General features: G+C 58.9%; 13 protein-coding genes. 8 read left to right on the top strand and 5 right to left on the bottom strand.

Translation table 11 applies throughout. The features are described from left to right. Window positions 1-173 precede the first annotated feature (173 nt). Window positions 174-2522 carry a diguanylate cyclase gene (locus tag QZ534_RS15075; RefSeq protein ID WP_296935502.1) on the top strand — a complete coding sequence of 783 codons (2349 nt, stop codon included), beginning with the start codon at window positions 174-176 and terminating at the stop codon, window positions 2520-2522. Here QZ534_RS15075 and QZ534_RS15070 read toward each other — a convergent pair. Beyond that, the gene (locus QZ534_RS15070; RefSeq protein WP_296935499.1) at window positions 2505-3275 is read right to left on the bottom strand and encodes a sulfite exporter TauE/SafE family protein; all 771 of its coding nucleotides are present in this window, start codon (window positions 3273-3275) and stop codon (window positions 2505-2507) included. The genes QZ534_RS15075 and QZ534_RS15070 overlap by 18 nt on opposite strands. Next, window positions 3254-4393, bottom strand: coding sequence for a hypothetical protein (locus QZ534_RS15065; RefSeq protein ID WP_296935497.1), 1140 nt, complete (start codon window positions 4391-4393; stop codon window positions 3254-3256). Before QZ534_RS15065 ends, QZ534_RS15070 begins: the two co-directional genes overlap by 22 nt. A gap of 52 nt (window positions 4394-4445) precedes the next feature. Between QZ534_RS15065 and QZ534_RS15060 the strand changes: the two genes are divergently transcribed. Together QZ534_RS15060 and QZ534_RS15055 are read left to right on the top strand one after the other, a co-directional pair. Continuing rightward, entirely contained in the window at window positions 4446-5933 is a 1488-nt protein-coding gene (locus QZ534_RS15060) for an amidase (protein WP_296935495.1), read from the top strand. Window positions 5934-6063: 130 nt separating this feature from the next. Further along, on the top strand, window positions 6064-6699 hold the full coding sequence (locus QZ534_RS15055; protein WP_296935493.1) for a hypothetical protein: 636 nt from the start codon (window positions 6064-6066) through the stop codon (window positions 6697-6699). Window positions 6700-6736: 37 nt separating this feature from the next. On the opposite strand, the gene QZ534_RS15050 is transcribed toward QZ534_RS15055, so the two are convergent. Then, a complete protein-coding gene (locus QZ534_RS15050) occupies window positions 6737-8158 on the bottom strand; it encodes an HDOD domain-containing protein (protein ID WP_296935492.1) in 1422 nt (473 codons plus the stop codon). A gap of 202 nt (window positions 8159-8360) precedes the next feature. Here QZ534_RS15050 and QZ534_RS15045 point away from each other — a divergent pair, with 202 nt between their 5' ends. From QZ534_RS15045 to QZ534_RS15035, 3 genes are all read left to right on the top strand, one after another. Next, window positions 8361-9368 carry a methionine ABC transporter ATP-binding protein gene (locus QZ534_RS15045; RefSeq protein ID WP_296935490.1) on the top strand — a complete coding sequence of 336 codons (1008 nt, stop codon included), beginning with the start codon at window positions 8361-8363 and terminating at the stop codon, window positions 9366-9368. Next, window positions 9368-10033 carry a methionine ABC transporter permease gene (locus QZ534_RS15040; protein ID WP_104320885.1) on the top strand — a complete coding sequence of 222 codons (666 nt, stop codon included), beginning with the start codon at window positions 9368-9370 and terminating at the stop codon, window positions 10031-10033. The genes QZ534_RS15045 and QZ534_RS15040 overlap by 1 nt, the downstream gene beginning before the upstream one ends. Before the next feature lie 188 nt (window positions 10034-10221). After that, window positions 10222-11004: a MetQ/NlpA family ABC transporter substrate-binding protein gene (locus QZ534_RS15035; protein ID WP_296935487.1), complete on the top strand. Its 783-nt coding sequence runs from the start codon at window positions 10222-10224 to the stop codon at window positions 11002-11004. Between the two features lie 109 nt (window positions 11005-11113). Here QZ534_RS15035 and QZ534_RS15030 read toward each other — a convergent pair whose 3' ends face one another. Continuing rightward, a complete protein-coding gene (locus tag QZ534_RS15030) occupies window positions 11114-11767 on the bottom strand; it encodes a peroxiredoxin (protein WP_064229279.1) in 654 nt (217 codons plus the stop codon). A 122-nt stretch (window positions 11768-11889) separates the two neighbouring features. Further along, window positions 11890-13251, bottom strand: coding sequence for a sodium:alanine symporter family protein (locus QZ534_RS15025; RefSeq protein ID WP_296935486.1), 1362 nt, complete (start codon window positions 13249-13251; stop codon window positions 11890-11892). A 182-nt stretch (window positions 13252-13433) separates the two neighbouring features. Here QZ534_RS15025 and QZ534_RS15020 point away from each other — a divergent pair, with 182 nt between their 5' ends. Next, the gene (locus QZ534_RS15020; protein WP_296935485.1) at window positions 13434-13865 is read left to right on the top strand and encodes a CBS domain-containing protein; all 432 of its coding nucleotides are present in this window, start codon (window positions 13434-13436) and stop codon (window positions 13863-13865) included. Between the two features lie 30 nt (window positions 13866-13895). Beyond that, entirely contained in the window at window positions 13896-14738 is an 843-nt protein-coding gene (gene fghA, locus QZ534_RS15015; protein WP_296935484.1) for an S-formylglutathione hydrolase, read from the top strand. Window positions 14739-14747: the final 9 nt, after the last annotated feature.

The following is a 14747-nucleotide window of genomic DNA, read 5'->3' as shown; positions in this document are numbered from 1 at the left end:
AATGTGCAAATTTGGACCTAAATAATAACGATTATCAGTTAATTTGCAAGCAGGTTATCTGACATTGAATCCCCCTCTGATAGACTTAAGTCAGACATGAGAGACGCAAGAAGAGCAAAGAACGGAGGTTAGATCATCACTGGTTGTCGAACCCCTTGGGGAGCCTGGATGCCATGCTGATAAAGCAATGGTTGGGTAGCCTTGCGAATAGGGCTGTTGCTCTGGTGGTTGTTGCGATCATCCTGACGGCTTTGCTGGTAACCGTTGCCGGTTTCCTGCTGAGCCGTTCTGAGCTGGAACAGCAGGCCCGCAACCAGGTGGAAACAATTGCCACACTGATTGCCGGGGAGCTGGATGACAAGCTCGCCTTGCGTCTTGAAGCACTCAACCACGTGGCCCAGAACCTGACCATGTCCAGCGATGTACTGGACGCAAGGGCACGTGTTCTGATTCGCCGGCAAACCGCCCTTGAGCATCTGTTTGATGCTGTCTACCTGATGGATGAAAACGGCCTGGTGATTGCCGAGCATCCGCAGGATTATCGGCAGGCGGGCCTGAATGTCAGCAAGCGGGAGTATTTCCGCCGGATTTCCTCCACGCTCACCCCGGTGATCAGCGAGCCCTACATCTCTCATTATCAGGAAAAGCCGGCCATCATGGTGGCTGCGCCGATCTTCGACCATCGCCAACGCTTCATTGGCGTGATTGGCGGTGCCATTGCGCTGGATGGAAACAATTTTCTGGATCAGTTTATCAATATCCGGATAGGTACTACGGGCTACCTTGAAGTGGCAACCCGGGGTGGCTTTGTGGTTGTTAACCAGCGAGGGGCTGAGGCCATGTCGCCAGTGAGGGTGGCCAATCCTGTGCTTCGGGATGCTATGGAAGGCTTTGAGGGGACATTGGATACCGTCAACAGCAGTGGCGAAAAGACCATTATGTCGGTGCAGCAGCTGACCCAGGTGCCCTGGTTCGTGTCGGCGTCATGGCCGGCTCGCGAAGCTCTCGCGCCGATTACCCGCACGGTGGATGCTTTCGTATGGATACTCTTGCTGGTCATTCTGTTGATTGCGCCCCTGGCGCTGTGGCGTTTCCGGCGTCTGATGGCGCCGCTCAAGACATTGGGTATCCAGATCCGTGAACGTCATCTGGGTATGCGTTCCGATCCGGTGGATGTTTCGGGAGGCAAGGAAATCCGTCGTGTTGCAGAGATATTCAACACGGTGACCGATGAGCGGGACGAGGTGCTGGTATCTCTGGCCGAAAGAGAAGCGTTTTTCCGTTCTCTCACTCAGAGTGCCCCCATCGGTATCGTCCAGACTGACGTTCTTGGCCGCATCGAATTTGCCAATCCGGCCTTCGAGGCTATCGTCGGCAAGCCTGCGGAAGAACTTACCTCTGATTACCTGACCAATCGCATACATGAGGCGGACCGGCCGGGAGCGATTGCAGGCTGGAAAGACGCGATCAGGAATCAGAGCATTTTGCGGGGGCGGTTGAGACTGGAAACTCCTGCTCCGGACCGGGTGATCTGGGCAGACGTCATGACCGCAGCAATCCAGACCTCGGAAAAAGCCCTCGGCACCATCACGGTCGTTCGGGATATATCCCATGAACTGGAGGTGGAAGAGGCACTCAAGACCGAGCAGCAGCGCGCAGAGACGATACTCCGCGTTCTTCAGGAAGGCGTCCTGATGGTCGATGTGGAGGGTGTTATCCGGTTTGCCAACGATGCTGCCTGCCGCCTGCTGGGCACGGAGGGTGAATGCCTGCTCAGAAACTTCTTCCAGTTGGTTACCATCGAAACGGAACAGCGGGAACTGACGGCACAGGAGTTTCTGGCCGGGGAGGACCTGGACAGCCTTTATGTGACCTTGCGGAACTCGCTGGGTGTTTCCTTCCCCATTGATCTGACCATGCTGCATATTCGTCAGGGGCGCGACGATGAACGCCTGGTGTTTGTGCTGCGGGACGACAGCGACCGACGTCAGCAGGAGGAGAGGCTGTCCTGGGAAGCGACGCACGACAGCCTGACCCAGTTGCTGAACCGCCGCGCGTTCAATGCCTCGCTGGTCCGGTGCCTCGGCGAGGCCGGTCGGCAGGAAGTCCGCTCAGTACTGATGCTGATCGATCTCGACTACTTCAAGCCGGTAAACGATGAAGGCGGCCACCTGGTTGGTGATGACTTGCTTAAACGGCTGGCAGAATTGTTCAGGGAATCGGTTCGCCAGTCCGATACCGTAGCCAGGCTCGGCGGGGATGAGTTCGGCATTATTTTGCCTGCCTGCGGCATGGACAGGGCCGAGGCGCTGGCGGAACGGATCCGTGCCGCTGTTGAGGCGCTTCGTATCGAGCATGATGGCCGCTCATTCGGTGTTACCACGAGCATTGGCCTGACGGAACTGACACCGGAAGACAGCGGCCCCAGAGAGGTCATGGCCCGGGCAGACGAGGGCAGCTACATCGCCAAATCCCGGGGGCGTAACAGGGTTGTTGTGGTGCCGTCACCACCAGCCGGCTGAGAGGCTGGCCTGCCATAGCAGGCGGATTGCAAGCGCGGTCAGCACCAGGTTGAAGATCAGTGTGAACTTCCGGTTGCTCAGGGACCTCAGCACGTGCAGCCCGATCCAGGTGCCGGCAAAGCCGCAGGCAATCATGGCGAGTATGAATGGCAGCCATTCAAAGAACATGAATCCGGCAACTCCGAATACCAGCGCCTTCGGGGCGTGCTGCAGAGTCATGGCCATGGCGAAGGTGGCCACGGTTTTGAACCGGTCGGTATGAATCTGTTTGATAAACGCCGCAACCAGCGGCCCGGTGGCGCCCACGAACAGGCTGACAAAACTGGTGAACGCCGACGCCAGAAACACTCCGGGGGCACCAAAGGCACCCTTCGGCAGTGCCGGCCCCCAGCAAAGATAGAGCACGAACAGGGCAATGGTCAGCTGCCAGATGTGTGCTGGAAGATTCACCAGTAACCAGGCTCCCAGCGCTGCGCCTGCGATCACGCCGGGCAGGAACGCCGCAATTACCCGCCAGTCTATGTGCCGCCAGGTCAGTGCCGCCCGACCAACATTGGAGCCCAGCTGGATCATGCCGTGGACCGGGATGATAGCCGCGGGCGGCATCCAGCTGGCCATCAGTACCAGCAGTAGAACGCCACCACCTGCGCCGAGGCTGGCGGTGATCATCGAAGTAATGGTGGAGCTGGCTAGCAGGAAAACGGCGACTGGAAGGCTCAGGCTTTCGGGTATCAGTTGGTTGAGTACTTCCATTCACAGAATTCCGTTGAGGTCAGTTTGGCCGTGCGACACAGGGCCTCGGTTGCCAGCTGAACGTCTGCCACATAGTAGAGCGAGGCAAGACCGAGACGGTCCCGCCCAAGGTTGTGAAAAATCAGGCCGAAGGCAATGTCGCCGGCGGTAAAGCGTTCATGGTTGGCGGCAAAATACTCGGCTGGCTGTGCCAGAACCGGATCGTCCAACAGCGCCTGGACCCGTCCGGCGCCGCCATGATACGCCTGAACCAGCAACAGAGTGAACAATCGGTCCCTTTTGGCCTCCGGCAGGTGGCCAAACCGTTGCTGGAAAACCGGTGCCAGATTGCGGGCATTCTGGTTCATCAATCGCAGGGCGCAGTCGATCTGCGCCAGCCGGTGCCAGAAATTGTCGGGGGCAATTTCGCAGTCCGAGAGAGCCGCAGGAGACAACTGCAGGATGCCCCTGGCGTTCGCACGGGAATGGGCGCGTGCCTGTGCCCCACTCTCAATCAGGATCTGGCCGGCCAGATACCGCGGCAAGGCTTGTGGCAGGGTCAGGCGGTTCTGGCTGCTGCGGTGTTCGTACACGTAGATCAGTGCGTCATGGAGGCTTTCCGGAGCACTGCTGTCGGCAAAATTGAGGTCGTCCCAGGCCCCCCAGATGCGGTCAGCAGGCAAAGTGCCAAGATAACGGGCAACGGCTTCATCGACGTTGACATGGGGCTGGTCGCAGGACAGGGCGAATGGATAGCCGGTCTGGCCGGTCTCTCCGGCAACCCAGTCTTCCACCTTGCCATTCTCAAACAATGATTTCCGGGTTGCATTCAATAGGCTCTGGGTGGCCTCGCGGTCTTCACCGTCACTGATCCAGGCCAGGAACCGGCCGCGCATGTCGTACAGAACGTGGCGATCGGCATTGGCGCAGTAGCCGGATTCCTTGAGCACCCAACGCCGTATAGTGAGAATGTTTTCAAACACCCCCTGGCTGACCCAATAGGGCGAGGACCGTACAACGCGGGTCCAGTCGCTGTCGTCGCTGGTCGCAGCCGGTGCCTCCTGGGCGGCAACGGACGCCGGGGCTGCCAGGATGAAAATCACGGCAAGCTGGCGTAAGCTCTTGAGAAATCGGACCATAGACGTTATACCCGTGACCTTCCTCAAAACAGAATAACAAATGGAACCTGCCATGAAGCAATCCGAATACCTTCGTTACGATGCTACCGCACTTGCTGATCTTGTTCGTCGGCGCGAGGTCACTTCAAGGGAAGTATGCGAGGCGGCTGTAGAGCGGGCAACCCACGTAAACGGCACGCTGAATGCGATCTGCTATCCCCAGTTTTCCGAAGCGCCGGCCCAGGGTTTCCCGGAGCAGGCCGTGTTTGCCGGAGTGCCCCTGCTGCTCAAGGACCTCGCCCAGGAACAGGCTGGCCACCCGTGTACCTATGGCAGCCGGGGATTGAGAAAGAACATTGCGCCCCAGGATTCGGAGTTCGTCCGCCGGGCACGGCATGCCGGCCTGGTGTTCCTCGGGCGAACTGCCACGCCGGAGTTTGGTCTGAAAGCGGTTACCGAGTCTGAACTCTGGGGGCCAACGCGTAACCCCTGGAATACGGAACTCACCCCCGGGGGCTCCAGCGGTGGCTCGGGTGCGGCGGTTGCAGCGGGCATCGTGCCCATGGCGGGCGCCAACGATGGTGGCGGTTCTATCCGTATTCCCGCAGCCTACAACGGGCTGTTCGGATTGAAGCCGTCCCGTGGTCGAATTTCTTCAGGGCCCTTTATGGGCGAAGCCTGGACCGGTGCCTCCACCGATCATGTGGTTAGCCGAACGGTCAGGGACAGTGCAACGATGCTGGATGTGCTCAGCGGGCCGGCGCCAGGCGATCCATTCGAGATTCCCGCTCCCTCCGCGGCCTATGCAGAGCTGATGCAGCGGTCTCCGGGCAGCCTGAGAATCGGCGTGTTCACGTCGTCACCCTACAATACGGAGGTTGCGCCGGAGTGCGTCGCTGCCGTGGAGGAAACGGCCCGGATTCTTGAGAACCTCGGTCACAGGGTTGAGTATGCTGCGCCGGAATTCGACGGCATGGCTCTGGCGCGTTGCTATCTGGGCCTGTATTTCGGCGAGGTTTCCGCCCTGATGGCGAAGGCGAAAGAGCAGTTCGGCGCCACGGACGGTGATTTCGAACTGGATACCCGGCTGATCGGCATGCTTGGAGAGACCATGCCGCTTTCCGATTATGTCCGCCGACGCCAGCAGTGGAACGAGTTTGCCAGATCGCTGGGGGCGTTCTTCGGGAGTTACGATCTCTACCTCAGCCCGACCACCGGGCAGTTACCTGCGGCCATCGGCGAGCTGGAAACGCCGGCCCATCTCAAATTTGCAGCACGCCTGATGTTGAAGCTCAAGGCCGGTAAACTGGTGCATCGCTCGGGCCAGGTGGACCAGATGGCCCTGGAAAGCCTGGCGCGGACCCCGTTTACCCAGTTGGCCAATCTCACCGGGACGCCAGCCATGTCGGTGCCCATGCATTGGACGGCCGACGGTTTACCGGTAGGGGTGCAGTTCGTTGCCCCCCATGGCGCCGAGGCGACCTTGCTTCAGCTGGCTGCTCAGCTGGAGGAGGCGAATCCCTGGTTCAGTAACTATGAGAAGCTCGATGACGCGTTTTGATGAATTCGGGGGTTGTGATCCGGCGGGTGAAACTCCACGTTTATCTTTGTAGCTGGAACAGGCTATGCTGTCAGTCAGGAAGAACCTTCTTCCTGAACGACCCTGATGGCATCGAGGAGGCGAGCGTATTATGAACCAACCGATGGCAATCGATGAACTGGTATCAGTAGCACAGGCCGAGGCCATGGGGGAGTTAGACGCCCCGATGATGGCCATCGTTCTGTCCAGCGAGCAAAGCTACGACTTGCCCATAAATTCCCTTGAAACCGATGCCGACAAGGCCCGCTGGGGGTTGATCCTCCGCGCCGCCCGCGAGCATGTTGAAGCGGATGCCGTGGCCGTGCTCTACCCGGCCTGGACCACAATCCGCCACAAAAAACCTGAAGTGGAAGCCGAAGCGGCCCAGGAAGCCGTCGAGGAAGAAGCCGAGGGTGCCGAGAGTGCAGTGAGTGCCGATGATTCAGACGGCCCTATCGACACCCTGTTCGTTCAATTGCACACCCGGGATCACGTGTATTGGCGGGGGTTTGAACAGATTCGGGATCCCAAGCACCAGCGCATTATCGGCTTCCGCCGCATCAAGGCGCTGTCCACCGATTACAAACGGGATGAAGCCCCTTCCGTTGCCTCCTGGCTCAGCACCCTGTTCGAGCCACTGCCGGAAGAAGGTGAAGAGACCACCGTAGACCGCGAGCTGGCAGACCTGTTGGAAGAGCCGGAAGTCAGTGCAGCGCTCTATCCGCGCCAAATGCGAGCTCTGCACTAGGAAACGACTGACAGCCGGAACCCTCTCGTTCTGGCTGTCAGTGTGTTGATAACAGCGTCAGGCACAGCTGCGCGTTCTGGATGAAGTGGCCGAATGCGGACAGCTGCTCTTTCGAGGGCGTGTAGGTGCCGGCCGCATTGTCCGCGTAGAACAGGCCAATAAGGCGTCCATTGGCCTTGATCGGACCAATCAGCGCAGGTACTTTGCCGAGCCAGCGATCGTAGGGGACCCCTTCGGCGTTTGGTTTGGGCTCGTAGATGCTGCAGTGTGCATGGGGCAATAACGGGCCCAGCGGACCAGTGCCGTCCTTGCGGATCACGAAGTGCTGGCGCCATTCCTCGGTGCCACGGCCACCCAGTTTGCGGGGCACCAGCTCGTTGCCGGTGCGGTCGCCCATCAACAGGGCCACCCGCTGCATACCAATTGCCCTGTGGATACCCTCGATGACCAGCTGACAAACTTCGTTGATGTCCGGTTTCTCGGCCAGGCACTGGCTCAGTTCACGCAGGATTTCCAGTTGTAATTCCGGATCCATGTCGGGGGCCTTTGCCCCGATGTCACCGGGCTTGCCCTCCGCGCCGGGCATCATGGCGGTGACCTGGGGAATGCCCAGGGAAACGGCCACCCGGGTCGCCTCAGAGGCGTTCACCTTGAGCTGGTCGCGTACTACGGCCGGGCTTTCGCCAATGTCTTTGCCCAGACGTTCCAGTACCTTGTCCATGTCCGGGCCGCTCCAGCCCTGTTCGGACAAGCGCGCCATATCCACGGAATTCCGCACCAGGCTAGAGGCCATGGAGTTGGCCTGTCCCGGAGAGACCACATCCTTGATGAACGGTCCAAGAGACCAGGCATCCACAAGGCCGCGGGTGATTTCGGTAAAAGTCGAATGCAGCACAGCCTTTTGCGCCTCAACCGGCGGCTCATCGAGTCGCAGGCGTTCTTCCAGTTCCCTGGCCTGATCGGTTTCACAGGACCAGAAGGCCAATTCGCCGATATTCATCAGCAACGCCCCGATAAACACCTCTTCAAGCGCCGTCTCGTTGCGTTTTGGCATCAGGCACCGGGCCTGGACAGCGGCGTGAATGGCCCGGGCCAGACAGCGCAACAGGTGAGGGCGATCGTTGCGTTTCAACAGGGTGTCGACGATCAGTGAGGAGATGGCCATGGATTTCACGGCGTCAAAACCAATCAGGGTGATGGCTCGGCTTACGGTGCTGACCTGGGTCCGGGTCTGGTTATAAAACACGGTATTGGACAGCCGCAGCACCTGTGAGGTGAGCTGGGCATCGTTGAGAATCACGTTTGCCAGCTCATTAACCGTGCTGTTTTTGCTGTCGGTCAGTTCGTTGATGCGTCGCAGCGTATTGGCCAGTACTGGTAGCTCGACTTTGCTGAGATAGGTAACCCATGCCTGGGTAGAATTCATCCTTGAGGGCGTTGGTTGTTTTTCGTTGGTCACGTTGGTGAGTCTCTGGGCAGCGCGCCTCTGGCAAGTGTAAGGTTCTTTTGTTATCCAAGTTTAGTTCACCGGGCTGTCCGGTGTCAGGTAACCGTTTGTGTAGGGATATCTACCCACACTGAGAATCATTCCGGAATTCGGGTTTGCCCGCCGTTTGGGCTATAATCGCCGGTTTTAACGCTGCACCCACAAGGCGCTGACCGTGATTGTATTTGACCAGGTACAGAAGTCGTATCAGGTAGGCGGCCGGGCGATCCCCGCGCTGCATCCCACCGATATGACCATTGAAACCGGAGAGGTATTCGGCATCGTTGGCCATTCCGGCGCCGGCAAATCGACGCTGGTGCGTCTGATCAACCTGCTGGAGCCGCCCACCGGTGGCCGCATCCTGATCGATGACGAAAACATCACCGACTACGACGCCGCCGAGTTGCGTGCGTTCCGGCGCAAGGTCGGCATGATCTTCCAGCATTTCAACCTGCTGTCGTCGAAAACCGTGGCGGACAACATTGCTTTCCCCATGAAGCTGGCAGGCATTTACTCCAAGGCTGAAATCCGGGATCGCGTTGAAGAACTGCTGGCCCGTGTCAGCCTCACCGACCACGCCAACAAATACCCGTCGCAGCTCTCCGGCGGTCAGAAACAGCGAGTGGGCATTGCCCGCGCCCTCGCCTGCCGGCCCACGATCCTGCTCTGCGACGAAGCCACCAGCGCCCTGGACCCGCAAACCACCCAGTCGGTGCTGAAGCTTCTGGCGGATATCAACCGCGAACTAGGCCTCACCATCGTCCTGATCACCCACGAAATGGACGTGGTACGCCGCGTCTGCGACCGGGTGGCGGTGATGGACGCCGGTGAAGTGGTGGAAATGGGCCCGGTCAGCGAAGTGTTCCTGCACCCGAAGCATCCGACCACCCGGGACTTCGTATTCGAGAGTGAAAGCATTGACCGGGAAGAACTGCAGGAAGACCTGAGCAAGGCCGACGGCCGCATCCTGCGCCTGACCTTCAAGGGCGAATCCACCTACAAGCCGCTGCTGGGCAGCGTCGCCCGGGAATCTGGCGTGGATTTCAGCATCCTCTCCGGCCGCATCGACCACATCAAGGACACCCCCTACGGCCAGCTGACCCTGTCTCTGGTGGGCGGTGATCTGCAGGTGGCCATGGAGGCGCTGAAAGCCGCCGACGTTCACGTGGAGGTACTGCGCTGATGGAAGCCCTGTTGAGCAATGTAGACTGGACCGAAATCGGCTGGGCCAGCTGGGACACCCTGGTGATGGTGGGCATGTCCCTGCTATTCAGTGTTCTGATCGGCCTGCCCATCGGTGTCCTGCTGTTCCTTTTCGGCAAACGCCAGCTGCTGGAACAGCCGGTAGCCTATGCGGTGCTGTCGTTCGTGGTGAACGTACTCCGTTCCGTGCCGTTTATCATCCTGCTGATCGTTATGATTCCCTTCACCGTAATGCTGATCGGCACGTCTCTGGGCGTGGCCGGAGCGATTCCGCCCCTGGTGGCTGGCGGTGCACCGTTCTTTGCACGGTTGGTAGAAACCTCCCTTAGGGAAGTGGACCGGGGCATCATCGAAGCCACCCAGGCCATGGGCGCCAGCGTTAAACAGATTATCTTCGGTGCTCTGTTACCGGAAGCGCTTCCGGGCATCATCGCCGGCATTACTGTTACTGCAATAACGCTGGTGTCCTACGCGGCCATGTCCGGTGTGATCGGTGGCGGCGGCCTCGGCGACCTGGCCATCCGCTTCGGCTATCAACGATTCCAGACCGATGTAATGGTCATTACAGTCGCCCTACTGGTTATTTTCGTACAGGTGCTGCAGATGGTCGGCGACCGTCTGGTTCTGTACTTCAGCAGAAAATAGAAAAGCTGGGCATAGGCCGGCGGGCGGTTGGAAACCCCTTCCGAAAACGTGGAGCGCCAGGGATGGCGCGACCGAGCCCTACATGGACGTATTCACGGGCGTTTTTCGGAAGGGGTTTCCGACCGACTGCGGGCCGTACTCCCAACCCGAATTCATTCGTTCAAGATGTCCAACAGGAGAATCGCTCTATGAATCTGAAGAAAACACTCGCAGCACTGGCTGCCGCAGCTACTTTCTCCGGCGCCGTTGCTGCCGAAGAACTCTCTGTAGCAGCCACACCGGTTCCCCACGCGGAAATCCTGGAATTCGTGAAGCCCCAGTTGGCTGAGCAGGGCGTGGAACTGGACGTGAAGGTATTCACTGACTACATCCAGCCAAACATCCAGGTGGACCAGAAGCGGATGGACGCCAATTTCTTCCAGCACCAGCCGTACCTGGACGAGTTCAACGAAGGCCGTGGCACCAACCTGGTAACCGTGACCGGTGTTCACGTTGAGCCGTTTGGCGCCTACTCCAGCAAGATCGATTCGCTGGACGAGCTGAAAGAAGGTGCGGTGGTTGCCATTCCGAACGACCCCACCAACGGTGGCCGTGCACTGCTGCTCCTGCAGAAGGCCGGCGTGATTACCCTGAAGGATGAAAGCAAGATCACAGCCACACCCCGTGATATTGCCGAGAACCCGAAAGACCTGGACTTCAAGGAGCTGGAAGCAGCCACCCTGCCCCGTATCCTGAACCAGGTGGACCTGGCGCTGATCAACACCAACTATGCGCTGGAAGCCGGATTGAACCCGTCTGAAGACGCGCTGGTGATCGAGGGATCCGAGTCACCCTACGTGAACATCCTGGTTGCCCGTCCGGATAACAAGGATAGCGAAGCCATGCAGAAACTGGCTGCCGCGCTGAAGTCTGACGCGGTTCGCGACTTCATCATGGAGAAGTATGAGGGTGCCGTTGTTCCGGCATTCTGATCGTTGAGGTATCGAGGTCAGGTGAAGGTATTCACCTGACCTCAGTCGCACAAAAAAGGCCGGACAGCGCAAGCTGCCCGGCCTTTCTATTTGCGTTGGAGGCTGGTGATCAGTCACCGCTCCAGTTGGCTTTCGGGTCCGGTGTCATCCGCAGGTAGGACTTCACGGCCTTGTAGCCTTTCGGGAAGCGCTGCTTGATTTCATCCTCGTCCTGCAGGGACGGAACGATCACTACATCGCCGCCACGCTCCCAGTTGCCCGGTGTGGCAACCTTGTGCTCGTCGGTCAGCTGCAGCGAATCGATTACCCGCAGAACTTCGTTGAAGTTACGACCGGTGCTGGCCGGGTAGGTAATCATCAGCCGCACTTTCTTGTTCGGATCAATCACGAACAGCGAACGCACGGTGAGGCTGCTGTCGGCGTTGGGGTGAATCATGTCGTACAGCTGCGACACCTTACGATCATGGTCCGCGATGATCGGGAAGTTCACCGAGCAGCCCTGGGTTTCGTTGATGTCCTTGATCCACTCGTGGTGGGAATCGACCGGGTCAACACTCAGGGCGATGGCCTTCACGCCGCGCTTGGCGAATTCATCCTTCAGCTTGGCTGTCAGGCCCAGTTCCGTGGTGCAGACCGGGGTAAAATCCGCCGGGTGTGAAAACAGCACGCCCCAGCTGTCGCCCAGCCAGTCGTAAAACGAAATCTTCCCTTCACTGGAGTCCTGCTCAAAATCGGGTGCGGTATCTCCGAGACGTAAAGTCATGTGTACTCTCCTTCGATCATGTTAGTGACAATTTCGTTAGTTATTCCGGCCCGAAAACTGCCGGGTTATGTTCTGAGTGTATACGACAAACCTTGGTGCAGGATGAGGCAATTACAAGGGGTTCAAACCCCCAGAGCCTTCTCTTTCTCAAAGTGCTCCCGGGTGAGTTTGAATACTACCGGGCTCAGCATGAGCAGAGCTATCAGGTTTGGCAGCGCCATCATGGCGTTCAGGGTGTCTGCCACCAGCCACACAAAACCTAGGTTCAGAGTCGCGCCCACGGGGATGGCCAGAATCCATGCAACACGGTACGGCACTATGGCCTTTACGCCGAACAGGAATTCGATACAGCGCTCCCCGTAGAATGACCAGCCAAGGATGGTGGTGAAGGCGAATACTGCCAGGGCAATAGCTACAAGATAGTTGCCAACGCCGGGTAGTGCCTCCTGAAACGCCATTGAAGTCAGTGCGGCGCCGGATTCGCCAGAGGTCCAGGTGCCGGAGGTGATGATCACCAGACCGGTGATGGTGCAGATAATGATGGTATCGATGAAGGTGCCGAGCATGGCCACCATGCCCTGGTTGATCGGGTTACGGGTTTGCGCCGCGGCGTGGGCGATGGGGGCGGAGCCCAGGCCAGCTTCATTGGAAAAGATACCCCGGGCCACACCAAAGCGGATCGCTGCCCAGACTGCTGCACCGGCAAAGCCACCTTCGGCGGCGATGGGGCTGAAGGCATGCTTGATCACCAGGGTAATGGCGGCAGGAATATCGGCGGCGTTGATAGCCAGCACGACCAGCCCGGCAATCAGATAGGAAACCGCCATCAGGGGCACCAGAGCGCTGGCTACGTGGCCAATCCTGCGAATACCGCCAATCAGGACCATGCCCACCAGAACCATGAGAACCAGGCCGGTCAGCCAGTGTGGCAGCCCGAAATTGGTCTCCATGACATCGGCCACCGAGTTGGCCTGCACCGTGTTGCCGATGCCAAACCCGGCGATGGCGGCAAAGACCGCAAACAGCACGCCAAGCCAGGCCCACTTGCGCCCCAGCCCGTTGCGGATGTAGTACATGGGGCCACCGACGTGATCACCGCGCTCGTCCACTTCCCGGTAGCGCACGGCCAGCACTGCTTCAGAGTACTTGGTGGCCATGCCCACCAGGGCCGTGAGCCACATCCAGAACAGGGCCCCGGGGCCGCCCAGGAACACCGCCGTGGCAACCCCGGCAATGTTGCCGGTGCCCACGGTGGCGGAGAGCGCTGTCATCAATGCCTGGAACGGCGGGATTTCACCTTGGGACTCGGCACCGGCGGCGGTGCGGCCCTTCCACATCAGCCGGAACCCGGCGCCCAGCTTCAGCACCGGCATCAGCTTGAGCCCCAGACTGAGGAACAGCCCGACGCCAAGTATCAGGACCAGCATGGGAGGGCCCCAGACCAGTCCGTTTATCTGCCCTACGAATTCAGAAATAGCTTCCATGGGATCTCCCTCTGTATGCCATGGATTGGTTTGGATTTTTGACCCGGATTGGGTATAACCGGTTGAGTTTAGTCAGATATTTTCCGGTGTAAACCGATGGCCCGGGAAAAGTGGTGGATTCGGGTGTGATTGCCTATGCTCATAGCAATGGCGACCATCCAACAAGGGGAGGGATTCTGCCCATGCGTTCACTGAAAGTGTCAGATGTCATGTGGAACCACATCGAGCCGATCCGTTGCGGCACGCAGCTCACCAAAGTGGTTAAGACACTGCTCCACAACCACGTAACCGGCCTGCCGGTAGTTGATGACCAGCGCCATGTCATCGGTTTTATCTCCGAGCAGGACTGCATCCACGCTCTGCTGGTCAGCGGCTATCACCGCGAGGGCGACCCGCTGGTTGACGATGTCATGTTCCGGAAACCGGTAACGATTTCGGCAGAGATGGCCGTTGTGGATCTCGCCCAGAACCTCGGTGCGGGTAAGCCAAAAGTTTACCCTGTTGTGGATCACGACAAACTGATTGGTATAGTCACGCGTACAGCTATCCTGGCCGAGCTGGCGCGCACCGGTTTTGGTCTGGAGCCGCCGAAGCACGCCAGTGCCCTGGACTGAAACACACTTATTTTCTGAATTGAGGACACTATGGAACTCCTATCCACGAACGTCTGTTTCGAAGGCGAGCACCGCCGGTACCGGCATACCTCCGCGACCCTCGAATGCGACATGGAATTTGCGGTGTACCTGCCGCCCGTGGCCGTGGGCTCCAACCCGGGCAAGGTGCCGGTCCTCTATTGGCTATCGGGGCTGACCTGTACCGACCAGAATTTCATGCAAAAGGCCGCTGCCCTGAAGAAGGCTGCGAAACTGGGAATGGCGATTGTTTGCCCGGACACCAGCCCCCGGGGTTTGAACCTGCCGGGTGAAGACGACAGTTACGACTTTGGCTCCGGGGCCGGTTTCTACATTAACGCCACCCAACAGCCCTGGGCGCCGCATTACCGGATGTATGACTATGTGGTGAAGGAATTGCCGCAGTTGATCGAGAACGAATTGCCTGTAACAGACAAACGGTCTGTCAGTGGCCATTCCATGGGCGGCCACGGCGCCCTGATTTGCGCCCTGAAGAACCCCGGCCGCTATGCCTCGGTATCGGCGTTCGCACCCATCGCCAACCCCACTGAATGTCCCTGGGGCCAGAAAGCGTTCAAGGGCTATCTCGGCGATAATCCGCGTAGCTGGGAAGAATGGGATGCCACACTGCTGATCCCGACCGCCCGGGAACGCCTGCCGCTACTGGTTGATCAGGGCACTGCAGACGAGTTTCTGGACAGCCAGTTGAACCCGGATGTACTGGCGGATACCTGTGAGAAGTTCCACCATCACATCAACCTGCGCATGCATCGGGGCTACGACCACAGCTATTTCTTCATTGCCTCGTTCATTGATGATCACCTCGATCATCACGCCAAAGCACTGGGTCTATAGCGAGATAAG

Source organism: uncultured Marinobacter sp., from assembly GCF_913055835.1.
Taxonomy (GTDB): domain Bacteria; phylum Pseudomonadota; class Gammaproteobacteria; order Pseudomonadales; family Oleiphilaceae; genus Marinobacter.
This window is presented reverse-complemented; position numbering and strand designations above follow the sequence as displayed.

Coding starts and splice junctions, on each gene's coding strand:
- QZ534_RS15025 (WP_296935486.1), bottom strand. CDS start 13,251: ATGGAAGCTATTTCTGAATTCGTAGGGCAGATAAACGGACTGGTCTGG.
- QZ534_RS15070 (WP_296935499.1), bottom strand. CDS start 3,275: ATGGAAGTACTCAACCAACTGATACCCGAAAGCCTGAGCCTTCCAGTC.
- QZ534_RS15055 (WP_296935493.1), top strand. CDS start 6,064: ATGAACCAACCGATGGCAATCGATGAACTGGTATCAGTAGCACAGGCC.
- QZ534_RS15075 (WP_296935502.1), top strand. CDS start 174: ATGCTGATAAAGCAATGGTTGGGTAGCCTTGCGAATAGGGCTGTTGCT.
- QZ534_RS15030 (WP_064229279.1), bottom strand. CDS start 11,767: ATGACTTTACGTCTCGGAGATACCGCACCCGATTTTGAGCAGGACTCC.
- QZ534_RS15065 (WP_296935497.1), bottom strand. CDS start 4,393: ATGGTCCGATTTCTCAAGAGCTTACGCCAGCTTGCCGTGATTTTCATC.
- QZ534_RS15035 (WP_296935487.1), top strand. CDS start 10,222: ATGAATCTGAAGAAAACACTCGCAGCACTGGCTGCCGCAGCTACTTTC.
- QZ534_RS15020 (WP_296935485.1), top strand. CDS start 13,434: ATGCGTTCACTGAAAGTGTCAGATGTCATGTGGAACCACATCGAGCCG.
- QZ534_RS15040 (WP_104320885.1), top strand. CDS start 9,368: ATGGAAGCCCTGTTGAGCAATGTAGACTGGACCGAAATCGGCTGGGCC.
- fghA (WP_296935484.1), top strand. CDS start 13,896: ATGGAACTCCTATCCACGAACGTCTGTTTCGAAGGCGAGCACCGCCGG.
- QZ534_RS15060 (WP_296935495.1), top strand. CDS start 4,446: ATGAAGCAATCCGAATACCTTCGTTACGATGCTACCGCACTTGCTGAT.